We start from the raw sequence: 15,078 nt of genomic DNA, 5'->3' as shown, positions 1-15,078 counted from the left end.
TTGTTTTTAATCAAGTGAAAAACACACTATAAAAACATAATATTATTAGTAGAATTTAGTACCCCCATAAGACATGCAGCAGATTATTAATTTTTTAATACGGAACAAAAACTTCCTATTATTTTTGCTGCTTTTATTTTTCTCATTAATCCTTACCATTCAATCTCATAGCTATCACAAAAGTAAATTTATAAGTTCTACTAACTTTCTTTCCGGAGGTGTATACGGATGGAGATATTCCATAACTAATTATTTTGGCCTAAAAAACAAAAATGAACGTTTACTTGAAGAAAATGAATTACTTAGAAATCAACTTAGCTTATTAACTAAGGATACTATAGCAACAACATTTACCGACACTACTTCCTTTAGCAAACCCTATACCTTTATAAAAGGAAATGTTTACAAAAATGATTATAGCAAAGCTGATAATTATATTTTGATTAATAAAGGAGAGAAAGATGGTATTAAAGCTGATATGGGTATTATTACAGACAAGGGAATTGTTGGTATTGTAGAAAACACCTCTAAAAACTATAGCAGGGTGATTTCTATACTAAATACTAATTCTAGAATTAATGCAGGATTAAAAAAATCTAACCAATATGGATCCTTAGTTTGGAATGGAAAAGACCCGAATATAGTACAACTTGAAACAGTTCCGAGGCAAGCCATCTTAAAAAAAGGAGACACTATTATCACTAATGGACGTTCTACTATATTTCCGCGTGGAATAGGGATTGGAACTATCCTAAATTATGAATTAGATCAAAATCAAAGTTATTTTTTAATTGATGTACAATTATTTAATGATATGACTGATATAGGTTTTGTTTATGCAATAAAAAGTAATGACGCCACAGAAATTAAGTTATTAGAAAACCCTAAAATAGATGAATAACAATGTTCTTTTATACATAGGTAGATTCTTAAGTCTGATTTTGGTTCAGGTTTTTATTCTTAATCATATAAATTTTTTAGGATACCTAAACCCATATATATACATTATTTTCATTCTACTTGCTCCGATAAATATAAATAAAAGTTTATTTCTTTTTTTAAGTTTTGTTTTAGGGTTAACCCTAGATTTATTTGGTGATTCTGGCGGTATTCACGCTACAGCCTGTATATGTATTGCATATTTACGTCCTGTAATTTTAAGATCTGTTTTTGGGTTGAGTTATGAGTTCCAAACAGTAAAATTAAGTAAAGTAGGTTTTGGGCAACGTTTAGCATACGTAACTTTAATAGTTTTCATACATCATATTATACTTTTTTCATTAGAAATATTTAACTTTTCTCATACACTATTAATTGCTAAAAAAACGTTATTTTCTAGTCTATTTTCAATTGTAGTAATTATGATTGTTTTAGTATTGTTTAGAAGGAAAGATTCATGAGAAAATTATTACTATATCTTATTATCATAAGCACTGGTGTTGTATTTACAGCAAGACTCTTTTATCTACAAATTTACAATACATCCTTTGCCGCATTATCAGAAGATAATGCCATTAAAGTATTGTATGATTACCCGCAACGAGGAGCGATCTACGACCGAAATGGTAAACTTTTGGTTACTAACCAACCCTCTTATGATGTTATGGTAATACCAAGAGAACTAAAGCCATTTGATACTTTAGAGTTTTGTTCGATACTTAAAATAACGAAAGAAAAACTCGTAAAGCAATTAAAAAAAGCGAGAGTGTATTCTCCGCGTGTCCCTTCTGTAGTCATACCGCAATTAACTAAAGATGAATATGCATACCTACAGGAAAAAATGCGGAAATTTGATGGGTTTTACATACAAAAGCGTTCTCTAAGAGATTATCATACGGTAAACGCATCGAATGTACTTGGATATATTGCCGAAGTAAATGACGGATTAATAAGGAAAGATCCATACTACCTTTCTGGTGATTTAATTGGAATGCAAGGAGTAGAAAAACAGTATGAAAATCAACTTCGCGGAATAAAAGGAATAAAAAGAATCCAGAAAGATAGGTTTAATCGTGATATTGGTCCGTATAAAAATGGTAAATATGATACACTTCCTGTTAATGGTAAAGATCTTACGATAACTATTGACGAAGAATTACAGGCATACGGTCAAAAGTTAATGGAAAATAAACGAGGTGGTATCGTGGCATTAGACCCAGCTACAGGAGAAATTCTAACTTTAATAACCGCCCCAAGTTATAAGCCAGAATTATTAGTCGGAAGAAAAAGATCTCCCAATTACACTAGATTGCATTATGATTCTATTTCTAGACCCTTATTTGATCGTGGTGTAAAAGGTGAATATCCTCCTGGGTCTCCTTTTAAAGCAATTACTGCATTGATTGGATTGCAAGAAGGAGTTGTTGACACAAAAGAAAGTTTTTCTTGTAATCATGGATTTCGATATGGCAAAAAGGCTAAACTTGGTTGTCACTCCCATCGAAGTCCCTTGAGTATGATTCCTGGAATTGCTCAATCTTGCAACGCATATTTTGCCAACGTATACCTAAGAAGTATTAATAAGTATGACACTCCACAAGAAGGTATCGACAATTGGGAAAAACACGTAGAAAGTTTTGGACTAGGAAACTATCTAGGTAATGATTTATCAAGCGGAAGTAAAGGTTTAATTCCAAATTCTAAATTCTACAACAGACAATATAATTACCCTAAATATAAGTGGTATCCAACCGCAACAATATCTAATGCTATTGGACAAGGAGAAGTGTTGGCTACGCCCATACAATTAGCTAATATGACCGCCGCTATAGCTAATAGAGGTTATTTCTATACACCTCATATTATCAAAGCTATTGACGGACAACCTATAGAGATTGAAAACTTTACCAAACCAAAATACACTACAATTGATAAGGAACATTTTGAGCCGGTAATCGAAGGAATGCACCAAGTATATGTACAAGGTACTGCAGCATCATTACAAGTAAAAGATATAGAAATTTGCGGTAAAACAGGTACTGCAGAGAACTACACTGTAATTGATGGAGAACGCATGCAATTAACTGACCATTCAGTTTTTGTCGCATTCGCTCCAAAAGATAATCCGAAAATTGCGCTAACTGTATTCATTGAAAATGGTTATTGGGGAGCTAGATATGCTGGTAAAATTGCTAGTTTAATGATAGAAAAATATATTAACCAATCTATCTCTAGAACCGATCTTGAAGATTGGGTGTTAACACACAGTCTTGAAGAAGAATATGCAAAACCATATAGTGGAGAACCTTTTAAAATCAATCAATAATGGCTAGATCGGCGGTAGGAGCAATAGATTGGCTAACTGTACTTTTATTTTTATTATTGATAGGTTTTGGTTGGGTTAATATATACTCTGCTTCTTATGGTGATGAAGTTTTCTCTATAACTGATTTTACCCAACCCTATATCAAACAATTGTATTGGATTGTACTAAGCATTGTTATCATAGTTATAACACAAGCAATAGAAACTAAATTTTATGAACGATTTGCTGGCTTGATCTATGTAATATCGTTAGTATCTTTATTAGGACTTTTTTTATTTGGAAAAAATGTAAATGGAGCCACTTCTTGGTACGCATTTGGCCCCGTAGGATTGCAGCCATCAGAATTTGCAAAAGCCGCAACTGCATTAGCACTTGCCAAATTCTTAAGTGATATGCAAACCAATATTAATTTAGTTAATCACCAACTAAGAGCATTTTTAATTATAACATTACCTGCATTAATAATCATACCTCAACCCGATCCTGGGAGCGCATTAGTTTATGCAGCTTTTTTCTTTCCTTTATACAGAGAAGGACTAGCAGCAACATATCTAATTATTGGAGCTTCTGCCGCAGCTTTGTTTATTCTGACTTTGTTGTTTACTCCTTTATGGGTTGTTCTCGGTATCGCAACTATAATGCTGCTAATTCTTATTAGAAATAGAAAACACAAACCAAAATACGCTAGATACCTATTAACAATTATTGTAATTACTGGATTTTGTTTCTCTGTAAACTATATTTTTAATAATGTTTTTGAACAAAGACATCGTGACCGTTTTAATATCGTTTTAGGAAAGGAAGTAGATGCTAAAGGTATTGGATATAATACCAATCAGAGTCAAATAGCTATAGGTAGTGGAGGCTGGACAGGAAAGGGCTGGAAAGAAGGAACCCAAACCAAAGGTGGTTTTGTGCCAGAACAACATACGGATTATATATTTACAACCGTTGGTGAAGAATGGGGTTTTCTTGGTGCCACTGCAGTAATTATACTTTTTATTGGACTTCTTATAAGACTTTTATATCTAGCAGAAAGACAGAAATCACAATTTAGCAGAGTTTATGGATATAGTGTTGCAGGAATATTATTCATCCATTTTGTTGTTAATGTAGGAATGGTAACAGGCTTACTGCCTACCGTTGGAATCCCATTACCGTTCTTTAGTTATGGTGGATCGGGATTATGGGGCTTTACGTTGTTACTTTTTATTTTCATTAAACTTGACTCTAACAGAGTAAATGAATGGTAAAACCAGCATAAATCAATAGTTCTAATTAAACCATTAAAACCTCCAACCATTTGTAGCAGAAGATGCCTCTAGCTTATTCTCCAAATCATCAGATAATTCTGGAAAAAAATCAATTCCCGACAATTTCTCAATACTATCGGTGGTAACAACAAAACTAGATAATCGCTTATTCGTATCTTTATTAGGAATTAAAAATGCAACCATTTTTGGTTTTTTAGAACTGTAATCCAAAATTACCTTGTAGAAATATTTCGGTACAGAAACTGCTTCATATCCAATTGTGTTAAGATCATCTGTCAAAATCCCTCCGGTTATTACATAAACCCCATTATATATTTTTGCCCAATACCTCGTTTTTTGTTCTAATTGGTTCCAAATCCCAGCATTAAACTCATGATTTTGAGGAGAAATGTTTGATGTTAGAAAAGTTTCTTCAAATGCATCATAGGTAAATCTTCTATCCGCTGCAGGGCAAAGGTGACCTTTATCATATCCAGTATTTTTATAATTTCTCCAATCTGCAGATGAAGACCTAACCTTATCATCAACTTCAAAAAAAGGTCTTTTAAATTCATTTTTAGAGAGATGCTCTTTTTTTAACTCATAAGCCACCCACTCTGGTTGTTCGTGTTTTTCAGAATAGGACAATACATAATTATCGTGAGAGATTATTGCATTCGTTGTAGATGTTGGAAGATAGAAAAAACCCAATTCTTTATCTTCAATCTTTCCATTAGTATAATCACCTTTCGTTTCGTCTAGGTATTTTTCGGTATAATAGAAACTAACCGTAACAATCAAAACCATCAACGGATATATATACTTTCTTTTCAAATTTATCTTTTTTAATTATTCACAGATTGATTGCAAAAGTATCAAATTCGAATAACTATAAAATATCATATAGTACAAAGAACAGAAATTGATAAAAAATAGATCATTCATTGCTTCGAACCCGCTATTTAATATGACAAATTAAACTTTAACATAAATTAATGAACACCTCTTTTGAATACCCCAAAAACACCTAAACCATTAAAAATTAATAATTTAACTCTTTAAATTAACATAAATAAATTATAAAATTACGGTTATTCCACTTCTATTTTATGTAATATCCTCGTCCGGAAAATGTTTTAAAATATCTAATTTAGGAAGCTTTTAATTCTGAATTGAAATTTCATTTTTTTTATTATTAATGAAAAATTATAGATTTAAGTAGATATAGGGGAATCAACTTATATTATCTTTATCAGAAGAAAGCACGCAAAACAAACATCTTAAAGGATTCATGAAAAATAGTATTGAAAAAATAGTTGAAACAGTTCTAATCCAAAACAGGATTAGTAATTATGATAAAAAAGATTTAGAACTACAATTACAAATACATCCCAACTATCCAAGTTTTCAATCAATTACTGATACTCTAGATTATTTTGATATAGATAACATAGCAGTAGAAGTTCCAATTGACGCTTTAGATCAATTACCAAAAAGCTTTGTTTCTCTAGTAAAAAAAGAAAATTCTGAAGAAATTGTTTCGATAATTAATAAGAATGGGAATATTGAACTTAAACACACGGATCTCGACACTAAGAAGTTTACGCATGAAGAATTTAAAAAAATATGGGTTCCTAAAGTAATCGCAGTAGAACATAATACCGGAAACAGTGCTCTTTTTTCAAAAGAAACACTTGTACAAAATATTCTTTTTGGAGGTCTTCTACTAGGTGCTTTGACAACTCTTGTTTTTAGACCTTTTGATCTTTACCAAATCCTATTTTTGTTATTATCTATTTCGGGTATAATTTTCAGCTTATTTGCAGTTAGAGAAAGTCTTGGTATTCAATCCAACACAATGCATCAATTTTGCACTACTGTTGGAAATTCCAACTGTGGTGATGTAATAAATAACAACACTGGTAAATTATTTAAAGATTTCTCCTTAGCAGATGCTAGTATTGCTTTTTTTGGGATTCTTATAATATATCAGCTATTTTACGGATATAATAGCACGCTATTGCTACCGACACTTATAGGAATTCCTTTTATTATTTACTCTATCTATTCACAAGCTTTTGTAATCAAAAAATGGTGTGCTATATGCATTGCTATAAGCGCTATATCCTCTGGTTTAATCGCTATAGCCTTATACAGTTTGCCTTTTAGCTTTTCCCTAGTATCCATAGCCTCTTTTATTATGATTTCTGCTCTAGGAACACTTGCTTATATGCACGTAAAACAAAGCATGGTAGAAAATAAAGATTATAAAAATGAAAACATAAAACTCAATCAATTTAAAAGAGATCGACAAATATTTGAACATTTATTAAGCTTATCAGAAAAAGTAACTGACAATAGTACAATTACCAATGAAATTATATTAGGTAATCCGAATTCAAAATTTAAAATCATCAGCTTAACCAATCCTATGTGTGGTTATTGCAAAGGTGCTTTTGAAGCGTATGCAAGAGTATTAAGAACAATGAGTGATCAACTTCAGATAATCATACGATTAAAAGTTTCCTTAGACGATCTTAATAATCAAGCTACACAGATTAGTTTGCGCTTAATGGAAATATACCATACCGATGGATCGAGTAAGTTTATAGAAGCTTACAGCGAATGGTTTAATGATAGAACACACAGTAATTGGATAAAAAAATATGGCGCACCGAAAAACAATATGCAACATGTAGAAACCTTAAAAACACAATCTAAATGGGCGGAAAGCAATAATTTGTTTTATACTCCTGCTTCCTTAATGAACACATCTATTTACCCTAAAAAGTATAGCTATGATGAGTTCTTTCATTTCACTAGTATGATGATTGAAAACCAGCAAGAACCTGATTATAACGTGGAACAAAAACCAGTTGAGGCTTAATCAATCACATAAAGATTCTTTTAAAATAGAATCAAGACAACCTTTTCTAAATAGAAAAGTTATTTAATAGTAAAAAGACGTATTAAAAACTCTTTTTCTTCACACACTCACTCAGACATTCCCCGAATGTCTTTAAACTTTCGGGGAATATTTTTTTAACTCTTAAAACCTAAATATTATGAAACAAATTAAAAAATTAAAAGGAGCAAAAACTCTTTCTAAAAAACAACAACAAGATGTTAATGGAGGTATTTATGTATTAACTAACCAAAGTAACAGAAGAAGACGTTGTGATCCGGCACTAAGTTGCTGTTATCACAATGGATATACTTGGGTACAAGGACCTCCTTGTTTCTAAAATTTATTTAAACTTATTCAAATAAACCCAAAAGGCTACTTAATCAAGTAGCCTTTTTATAATACGCAGGAAACTTTTTTAGTTTAACTCCAAACGCGCTATTGAGAAATTGTTATCAAATATATCTCGTAGCTCTATGACCTTTATCTGCTTAATCTCTTCAGGCATTCCGTAATCTTTATATAAGGTACATTTAACAAAACGTGGGATTTGATTATTTTTTTCTTCAACCTTATAACCTTTAATATTTATCAACCAAATTCCAGGATCACTTTCTTCTAGAACAAACTCTTTAGTATTATATCCCTGAACACGTTCTTTTAATAATTCTTTAGGCTGAGAATTTAAAGTATGCTGCCATGTAAAGTATTTTTTATTCGGATTTACAAATTGAATTTCAAATTCACTAAGGGGGTCATTCCATTCAAAAACAATTCTTCCATCTAAATCCTGCGCTTTACTATAAAACGAAGGATGTAAATCCCTATAATCTAAATCTATTTTATGTTTTGTCACTAAATATTTTACTTCCGTAACAGCAATTTCTAAAACAGTATCCCCAAAGACTACTCCGGGAATTTTGTTATCTAAAATCAACTTATATAAAGAGAATGCTTTCTCATATTCACCAATAGAGGTATAACTTTGAGCAAGGTCCATATAAGATTGCGATCTTCTTGGTTCCAATTCTCCTATTCTTTTATAAATTTCATGTGCTATTCCGAATCTCCCATTCTCTTCAAAAATAAAAGCAATACTTCTTAACGCTTTTGAATTATGATTTGCAATAGATATTGCAATATTCAAAATATCATAGGCATATTCCTCATCCCATTTTTTAAAATAAATAAATGCCTCCTTGTAAAAATTTACGTTTAATAAATTTAACTCTAATTCTTTTAAGTAAACAGCTTTAGCTTCCTCAAAAGATGACGAGTTTTCCAAATTTGATGCAACTGTCTTAAAATAAACAGGTGCCTCATATCGTTTTGCTAAACCATCATAGTCATTCCCTTCTACCAATAAAGAATTTACTATTTCTTTTTCCTCTAAAAGTTTTCGATTTTGCATGGCTGATTTGGTTGTAATATACAACACTCCATTTCTTCCATTACTTCCATAAACTGTATTACCCGCAAGACCAGGAACATAAGAAATGTTTGCCACAATACTAGGACTAATTAGGTTTGTATCACCAACGAATACAGCTCCATCCAAAACAACAGCTATTTTGTTAGAAAGAGTAAAACTAGAATGACCTCTACCTATACCAGTGCCTACAGAAAGACCCGGAAACTTTCCTCTAATTAAATCCTCAAAAGTTAATGCAAACTTATTAAATTCATCAATACCCAAAGACCGAGCTGAATATCCCAAGCTTCTCTTTTTCTGGGGACCAACCCCTAACCCTGACACAATTTCCTGATCTTCTTTGCTATAAGAATTAACAACTACTTCCGATAATGAATCATACTTTAATTTTAAAAATACATTTATTTTTTGTGGATTCTCAACCTTTATATTTTTTGACTCGGTAAACAAGGACCTAAATTCTAGTACATCTCCAGTTATAGCGGCTATGTTAAAAGATCCATCTCTATTTGTTTGTACATAACTTAATTTATCTTTTATTCTTACTTCACAACCCTGAAAAGGTCTACCTAATAAGGTTACAACCCCTGTTACCTTAGACTCTTCAACAACTCGCTTTTTTACATCTCCAGCATCCCCCATATTCAATACATCTAATAAAAAACCTATCGAATTAAAGGGTAGTATCTCCCAACTATCTTGACTTGTGGACTTTACAAAAGATGTCCCTATATCAGTAGACATTATGAATTGCAACTGATTTCCTTTAACTCCAAAGCTTTCTAATCGTTCTATGCCAACAATCACCTTCGGACTGGATATAACTTCTTTTGCATTAATAGCTACTAATTCTTCACCTTCTTTTCTTTTAATAATATGATATATCGATTTTACTATTTTTTTACCGGGGATATTATCTGGTCCAACATCATATATATTAATTCTTACTAAAGTACTGTCAGCTTTATGCTCTGCAATTCTAAACTTTAATTGTTCTAAACTAGTAACATTAGATGAAAGATCTATCAAACTAGCCAGCTCTGCTCCTTTCTTATCTTTTTCCGACCAACCAATGGTAACTTCTGAATCAGCTACTGATCCAACATAATCTTTAACCAAACTATTTTCAGAAAGATGTCTCAAATTTTTATTTTCATCAGACAGTTTCGATAAGTAAAGTACTTTAGTCTTATCCAAAACAGATTGTAATCTAGAGAAAGCTATACGCAAAGGATAATACCCTTGAGCGGAAATCTGCAAGGTATCTTTATTAGTAACATGGCTTTCCATAAATGAAAACTCAAAATACCCCTCTTTATCTGTTACTGTACCTACTCCCCTATCTATAAAACCAACATTAGCATATGCTATAGGTGTTCGCAAAACTCTATCAAAAATTAATGAACTTAGTTCTACTTTAGTCTGACTGCAAAGTATCCCCGAATACATCATTATAAAAACCAAAATTATTTTTTTCATATCCCCTATTTTAATATTGAATCTTTTTCATCTAAAACTTTTAAATATTTATTATATTCAAACAAGTCTATCGTATTAAAAACTTAAAGTAATTTGTTACAAAAGACATATCAAAAAGCAAGAATGACAGCCCTACAATATATACTTTTCTCTACATTAGTAAATATAAATATAATCAATCAAAAAAAAAGTTAATCACCTGTTAATCAATATTTTTTTTACCCGAAGTTTGCGATGTAAAAATTATCCTTTTACATCTAAAGCATCTCGCAATGCATTACCAATTAACATAAATGCCATTACAAGGCTCATTATTCCCAAGCCAGGAATAATAGCCAAATATGCTTTGCCTAAAATAATATATGAATAATGATCTTTAATCATTGCTCCCCAACTAGCCATTGGAGGTTGTGCTCCAATCCCTAAAAAGCTTAACCCACTTTCTATTAAAATTGCTGCAGCAAAGTTAGCCGCAGAAATCACTATTACTGGCGCTAAGCTATTTGGTAAAACATGTTTTGTAATTATTCTAAAATCATTAAAACCTAAAGCCTTTGCCGCAGTAACATATTGCATTTGTTTTATACTTAAAACTTGCCCTCTAACGACTCTTGCTACCTCTACCCACATTGTAAGACCAACAGCAATAAAAACCTGCCAAAAACCTTTCCCTAAGGCTAATGTGATAGCAATAACAAGAAGTAAAGTTGGTATCGACCAGGTTACATTAATCAACCACATAATGAGCACATCAACTTTCCCACCAAAATACCCAGCAATAGCTCCTAAAGATATTCCTAATATTAAAGATATAAGCACAGCAACAAAACCTATTGAAAAAGAAATACGAATACCAATTAGCATCCTACTAAGCATATCTCTACCATATTTATCAGTACCTAAAATAAAAGTGCGATCACTAATAAAATTTTGCTCTATTTCTTTATTGTTATGTTCCTCAGGAAAGCTTTTAAGTTCAATACTTTTAGAAATTCCGATAAGTTCTCCTTCTGTGTAAGGAATAACTTTAATAATATCTTTATCAAAACTAAAAGATTCTATAGGAATCTCTGTATCCATATTTTTTGTACCAAAAAACATCTCACTAAAATAAGATTGATCAGATACACTGCCAGACGGTATGGTTAACATTTTTACAGAAAAACCTGGGCCTTTTGAATGAATGGATAAATGCATTTGATTTGCATTCTTAGAACTATCAGGCGCTAGCACATACGCTAAAATTGCGATAAGTGCACAAATCAAAATAAACCAAAAACTCAAAACGCCCCAAAAATTTTTCTTAAATCTTTGGAGCGCTAACTTTGTCAGTGAATTTGATGTAGTCTGTTGCATTAAAGCAAATTAGTTCTTCAACGTAAGTGGATTTTTAGATCTACGAATATTATTAATTTTCATATCCTCTAAAACACTCAACGCTTCTTCTACATATACATCTTTACTTAAGCTTTTGTGCCATCTATTTCTTTTTTCTTCAAGAATTGAATCTTTCTTCATTAAATCCTTTTCGTATGGTAAAGATTCAAAAGTCAAGTTCGTCTTATAATCATTAAGACGATCAAAACGTTCTGCTTGTTTTTCGTTCAATTCTATATTCGCTTTGTACTTACTATAATTTAAAGAGTACTCATTTACATCTCTCTTCTCACGCACCCATTTTGCATTTTCTTCTATCAATTTTAATTGATCATTAGTTGCCATACGAGCTTTACTCTTATTGATAGTTTGATCAAAATCTATATATCCATCCCATAAAGTATAATCAGCTGCTGGAATCTTATCCCAAGGCAATGGGTTTTCTTGATCTTTTTCTCCTATATCAATATAGCTGTAACGATCTGGAACAACAACATCACTTTTTACACCTTCTAATTGAGTAGATCCACCATTTACTCTATAGAATTTTTGTGTAGTTAGTTTTAACGCACCTAAATCTCCAAAGTCATTACTTCTCATCCATCGATTTAGATCCATCACATTCTGTACAGTTCCTTTTCCATAGGTTTGTTTACTCCCGATAATAATTGCCCTTTTATAATCCTGCATAGCAGCTGCTAAAATCTCGGACGCAGAAGCAGAAAGTTCGTTTACTAAAATAACCAATGGACCATCCCATAAAACATTTCTGTCTTTATCACTTAAAACTTCAGGAGATTCCCCTTTTGTTCTTACCTGAACAATTGGTCCTTTATCAATAAATAATCCAGCAATATCAACCACAGTCTGCAAAGATCCTCCTCCATTATCTCTTAAATCAATTACAAGACCTTCCATCTCTTCTTGTTTAAGACGTATAATTTCTTGTTTTACATCTTTTGCAGCATTACGTTGATTATAGTCCTGCATATTAAAATAGAATTTCGGTAAATTTATTATTCCAAAATTCTTTCCGTTTTTCTTAACCACAGAAGATTTAGCATAGGTTTCTTCTAATTCAACAACATCTCTAACGATTTCAACATTTTCTATAGTTCCATCTACTTTCTTTACGGTAAGAACTACCTTAGTTCCTTTAGGTCCTTTAATAAGACTTACCGCATCATCTAACCTCATTCCTACGATACTAACAGGCTCAACTTCGTCTTCTTGTTTTACCTTCATAATGAAATCTCCAACTTCTACTTTATTTCCTCTCCAAGCTGGACCTCCAGAAATAATTTCAATGATTTTTACATTATCATTTTTCTTTTGTAGTCTTGCTCCTATTCCTTCTAACTTACCAGACATAGCAATATCAAAACGATCTTTATCTTGAGGAGCAAAATAGTATGTATGAGGATCAAATTCTTCTACAATTGAGTTTATATAAATAGAAAACCAATCTTTTCTTTCTAAGTCATCAGCAAATTCGAAATATTCTTTTAATGATGTTGTAGTTATATCACGAGATTCCTCTTCTAAAACAACCGCAGACTTTCTCTTAAACTCTTTGTTTTTTGTAATGGAATCTATTTGCTCATCTACTTTATCATAGTAACTAGATAAAGCATTAAACTTAAGTTGTAGCCTCCAACGATCTCTCATTTCATCTTTATCACGAGCATAAGAAAGTTTTTCATAATCCGTATTAATCGACTCTTCTTTTTCAAAGTTAAAAGGATGTTCTAAGATTTCTTTATACAAAGATCTTGCTTCAGTCATTCTATGCTGCAATCTTTCGTACGTTAAATTGAAAAAATCAATCTCCTTATCTCTGATCTGATCGTCGATTAAGGTTTCAAATTTTCTAAATTCTTCAATATCGCTCTCATAAAAATATCGCTTCAATGGATCTAAAGCATCAATATAATCAACAAAAACATTCTTTGAGAAATCATCATTAATATCCTTTGCATCGTAATGCCCCTTACTTAGCACATAACTAATAAGGTCGATTAGTATTCGATCCTTATCAGGGTCATTATCAATTTTTGTTGTAAAGCTACAAGACGCAGCTGATACAATTACGGTAAGCATCAATACCAAAAAACTCTTTTTCATACGCTCATTTTTAATTTAGGGGTGTTCAGGCAAAATACATTAAAAATCGTGCCAATAATAGGTAATATTACTAAATTTTTCTTAAAAGAACTAATAATGTACACTACTGATTACTAATAATATATTTAGAATAAAAAAAATGTATTTTTACCAGTGAAAAAAATAATCCTATGCCACAAAGAAAACCCTTGATTTTAGTAACCAATGATGATGGCATAACAGCTCCTGGAATTCGGACTTTAATTAGCATAATGAATGAAATTGGCGATGTATTTGTTGTTGCTCCTGACAGTCCACAGAGTGCTATGGGTCATGCTATTACAATAAACAACACCTTGTACTGTGATCCTATTACTATTGACAAAGACGGACCGCAGAGGGAATATAGTTGTTCTGGAACACCTGTGGACTGTGTCAAAATGGCAACAAGACAAATTCTAGATAGAAAACCGGACTTATGTGTAAGTGGAATTAATCACGGTTCTAACTCTGCTATCAATGTTATCTATTCTGGTACAATGAGTGCTGCCGTAGAAGCTGGAATTGAAGGAATTCCTGCTATTGGATTTTCATTACTTGATTATAGTATGAATGCTAATTTCGAACCTTCTAAAAAATTTATAAAAAATATTGTAAATAATGTGCTTAAGAATGGATTGCCAAAAGGTATTGTCCTCAACGTTAATATCCCAAAATTAGAAGAAGAAAACATTAAAGGCATTAAAATATGTCGACAAGCTAATGCGCATTGGGTAGAAGAGTTTGACAAAAGAACAAATCCTATGGGTAGAGACTACTATTGGCTTTCTGGGAAATTTATTAATGAAGATAAAGGAGAAGATACTGATGAGTGGGCTCTGCACAATGGTTACATCTCTATTGTTCCCACAAAATTTGATCTTACCGCACATCATTTTATACAAGAATTAAACAACTGGTCGTTACATGATTAAAAAAGAAATTCTATTCGGTTTTGTTACTGGAATACTTGCCAATGCAATTGGAATAATTTTATACATATTGTTATTTTCTGAATTAAGTATTAAAGAAACTTTAAAAGCAGCCCAGCAAAATAATTTTTTAGGAAGTTTGATTGCTTTAGGAGCCATTCTAAATCTTATTATTTTCTTCCTATTTTTAAAACAAAACAAACCATATAGAGCGCGTGGCGTACTTCTTGCTACTTTAATTGCTGCAGTAAGTATTGCGATTAGTAAGTTTAGTTAACACACGACGAAAGTAT

General features: G+C 31.7%; 12 protein-coding genes. 8 read left to right on the top strand and 4 right to left on the bottom strand.

The annotated features are described in order from the left end of the window. The first annotated feature begins 73 nt into the window (after nt 1–73). Genes mreC through rodA form a run of 4 tightly spaced genes read left to right on the top strand, consistent with a single transcriptional unit; the run spans nt 74 to nt 4,518 of the window. A complete protein-coding gene (gene mreC / locus D1815_RS18995) occupies nt 74–901 on the top strand; it encodes a rod shape-determining protein MreC (RefSeq protein WP_118388916.1) in 828 nt (275 codons plus the stop codon). Continuing rightward, nucleotides 894–1,400, top strand: coding sequence for a hypothetical protein (locus D1815_RS18990; RefSeq protein WP_027393896.1), 507 nt, complete (start codon nt 894–896; stop codon nt 1,398–1,400). Before mreC ends, D1815_RS18990 begins: the two co-directional genes overlap by 8 nt. Beyond that, nucleotides 1,397–3,265 carry a penicillin-binding protein 2 gene (gene mrdA / locus D1815_RS18985; protein ID WP_118388915.1) on the top strand — a complete coding sequence of 623 codons (1,869 nt, stop codon included), beginning with the start codon at nt 1,397–1,399 and terminating at the stop codon, nt 3,263–3,265. The genes D1815_RS18990 and mrdA overlap by 4 nt, the downstream gene beginning before the upstream one ends. Then, entirely contained in the window at nt 3,265–4,518 is a 1,254-nt protein-coding gene (gene rodA, locus D1815_RS18980; RefSeq protein WP_027393898.1) for a rod shape-determining protein RodA, read from the top strand. Before mrdA ends, rodA begins: the two co-directional genes overlap by 1 nt. A gap of 33 nt (nt 4,519–4,551) precedes the next feature. On the opposite strand, the gene D1815_RS18975 is transcribed toward rodA, so the two are convergent. Further along, nucleotides 4,552–5,352: a DNA/RNA non-specific endonuclease gene (locus tag D1815_RS18975; protein WP_233557655.1), complete on the bottom strand. Its 801-nt coding sequence runs from the start codon at nt 5,350–5,352 to the stop codon at nt 4,552–4,554. Nucleotides 5,353–5,809: 457 nt separating this feature from the next. On the opposite strand from D1815_RS18975, the gene D1815_RS18970 reads away from it, so the two are divergent. Together D1815_RS18970 and D1815_RS18965 are read left to right on the top strand one after the other, a co-directional pair. Then, nucleotides 5,810–7,405, top strand: a complete 1,596-nt coding sequence (locus D1815_RS18970; RefSeq protein ID WP_118388913.1) for a vitamin K epoxide reductase family protein — start codon at nt 5,810–5,812, stop codon at nt 7,403–7,405. A gap of 178 nt (nt 7,406–7,583) precedes the next feature. Next, complete coding sequence (locus D1815_RS18965; RefSeq protein ID WP_027393901.1) at nt 7,584–7,763, top strand: hypothetical protein; 180 nt, start codon at nt 7,584–7,586, stop codon at nt 7,761–7,763. A gap of 78 nt (nt 7,764–7,841) precedes the next feature. On the opposite strand, the gene D1815_RS18960 is transcribed toward D1815_RS18965, so the two are convergent. From D1815_RS18960 to D1815_RS18950, 3 genes are all read right to left on the bottom strand, one after another. Further along, complete coding sequence (locus D1815_RS18960; protein WP_147404231.1) at nt 7,842–10,334, bottom strand: hypothetical protein; 2,493 nt, start codon at nt 10,332–10,334, stop codon at nt 7,842–7,844. 243 nt (nt 10,335–10,577) lie between these two features. Next, nucleotides 10,578–11,690 carry an ABC transporter permease gene (locus D1815_RS18955; protein WP_118388911.1) on the bottom strand — a complete coding sequence of 371 codons (1,113 nt, stop codon included), beginning with the start codon at nt 11,688–11,690 and terminating at the stop codon, nt 10,578–10,580. A 9-nt stretch (nt 11,691–11,699) separates the two neighbouring features. Further along, the gene (locus tag D1815_RS18950; protein ID WP_027393904.1) at nt 11,700–13,835 is read right to left on the bottom strand and encodes a carboxy terminal-processing peptidase; all 2,136 of its coding nucleotides are present in this window, start codon (nt 13,833–13,835) and stop codon (nt 11,700–11,702) included. 170 nt (nt 13,836–14,005) lie between these two features. Here D1815_RS18950 and surE point away from each other — a divergent pair, with 170 nt between their 5' ends. Beyond that, nucleotides 14,006–14,788 (top strand): 5'/3'-nucleotidase SurE, encoded by a 783-nt coding sequence (surE, locus tag D1815_RS18945; RefSeq protein WP_027393905.1) that lies wholly within the window; start codon nt 14,006–14,008, stop codon nt 14,786–14,788. Then, nucleotides 14,781–15,062 (top strand): hypothetical protein, encoded by a 282-nt coding sequence (locus D1815_RS18940; protein ID WP_118388910.1) that lies wholly within the window; start codon nt 14,781–14,783, stop codon nt 15,060–15,062. The genes surE and D1815_RS18940 overlap by 8 nt, the downstream gene beginning before the upstream one ends. Nucleotides 15,063–15,078: the final 16 nt, after the last annotated feature.

The sequence above is a fragment of the Aquimarina sp. AD1 genome (assembly GCF_003443695.1).
GTDB classification, from domain to species: domain Bacteria; phylum Bacteroidota; class Bacteroidia; order Flavobacteriales; family Flavobacteriaceae; genus Aquimarina; species Aquimarina latercula.
This window is presented reverse-complemented; position numbering and strand designations above follow the sequence as displayed.

What these genes read in the sequence shown, in the direction of transcription:
- mreC (WP_118388916.1), top strand. Translation starts at nt 74, where the DNA reads ATGCAGCAGATTATTAATTTTTTAATACGGAACAAAAACTTCCTATTA.
- D1815_RS18990 (WP_027393896.1), top strand. Translation starts at nt 894, where the DNA reads ATGAATAACAATGTTCTTTTATACATAGGTAGATTCTTAAGTCTGATT.
- mrdA (WP_118388915.1), top strand. Translation starts at nt 1,397, where the DNA reads ATGAGAAAATTATTACTATATCTTATTATCATAAGCACTGGTGTTGTA.
- rodA (WP_027393898.1), top strand. Translation starts at nt 3,265, where the DNA reads ATGGCTAGATCGGCGGTAGGAGCAATAGATTGGCTAACTGTACTTTTA.
- D1815_RS18970 (WP_118388913.1), top strand. Translation starts at nt 5,810, where the DNA reads ATGAAAAATAGTATTGAAAAAATAGTTGAAACAGTTCTAATCCAAAAC.
- D1815_RS18965 (WP_027393901.1), top strand. Translation starts at nt 7,584, where the DNA reads ATGAAACAAATTAAAAAATTAAAAGGAGCAAAAACTCTTTCTAAAAAA.
- D1815_RS18960 (WP_147404231.1), bottom strand. Translation starts at nt 10,334, where the DNA reads ATGAAAAAAATAATTTTGGTTTTTATAATGATGTATTCGGGGATACTT.
- D1815_RS18955 (WP_118388911.1), bottom strand. Translation starts at nt 11,690, where the DNA reads ATGCAACAGACTACATCAAATTCACTGACAAAGTTAGCGCTCCAAAGA.
- D1815_RS18950 (WP_027393904.1), bottom strand. Translation starts at nt 13,835, where the DNA reads ATGAAAAAGAGTTTTTTGGTATTGATGCTTACCGTAATTGTATCAGCT.
- surE (WP_027393905.1), top strand. Translation starts at nt 14,006, where the DNA reads ATGCCACAAAGAAAACCCTTGATTTTAGTAACCAATGATGATGGCATA.
- D1815_RS18940 (WP_118388910.1), top strand. Translation starts at nt 14,781, where the DNA reads ATGATTAAAAAAGAAATTCTATTCGGTTTTGTTACTGGAATACTTGCC.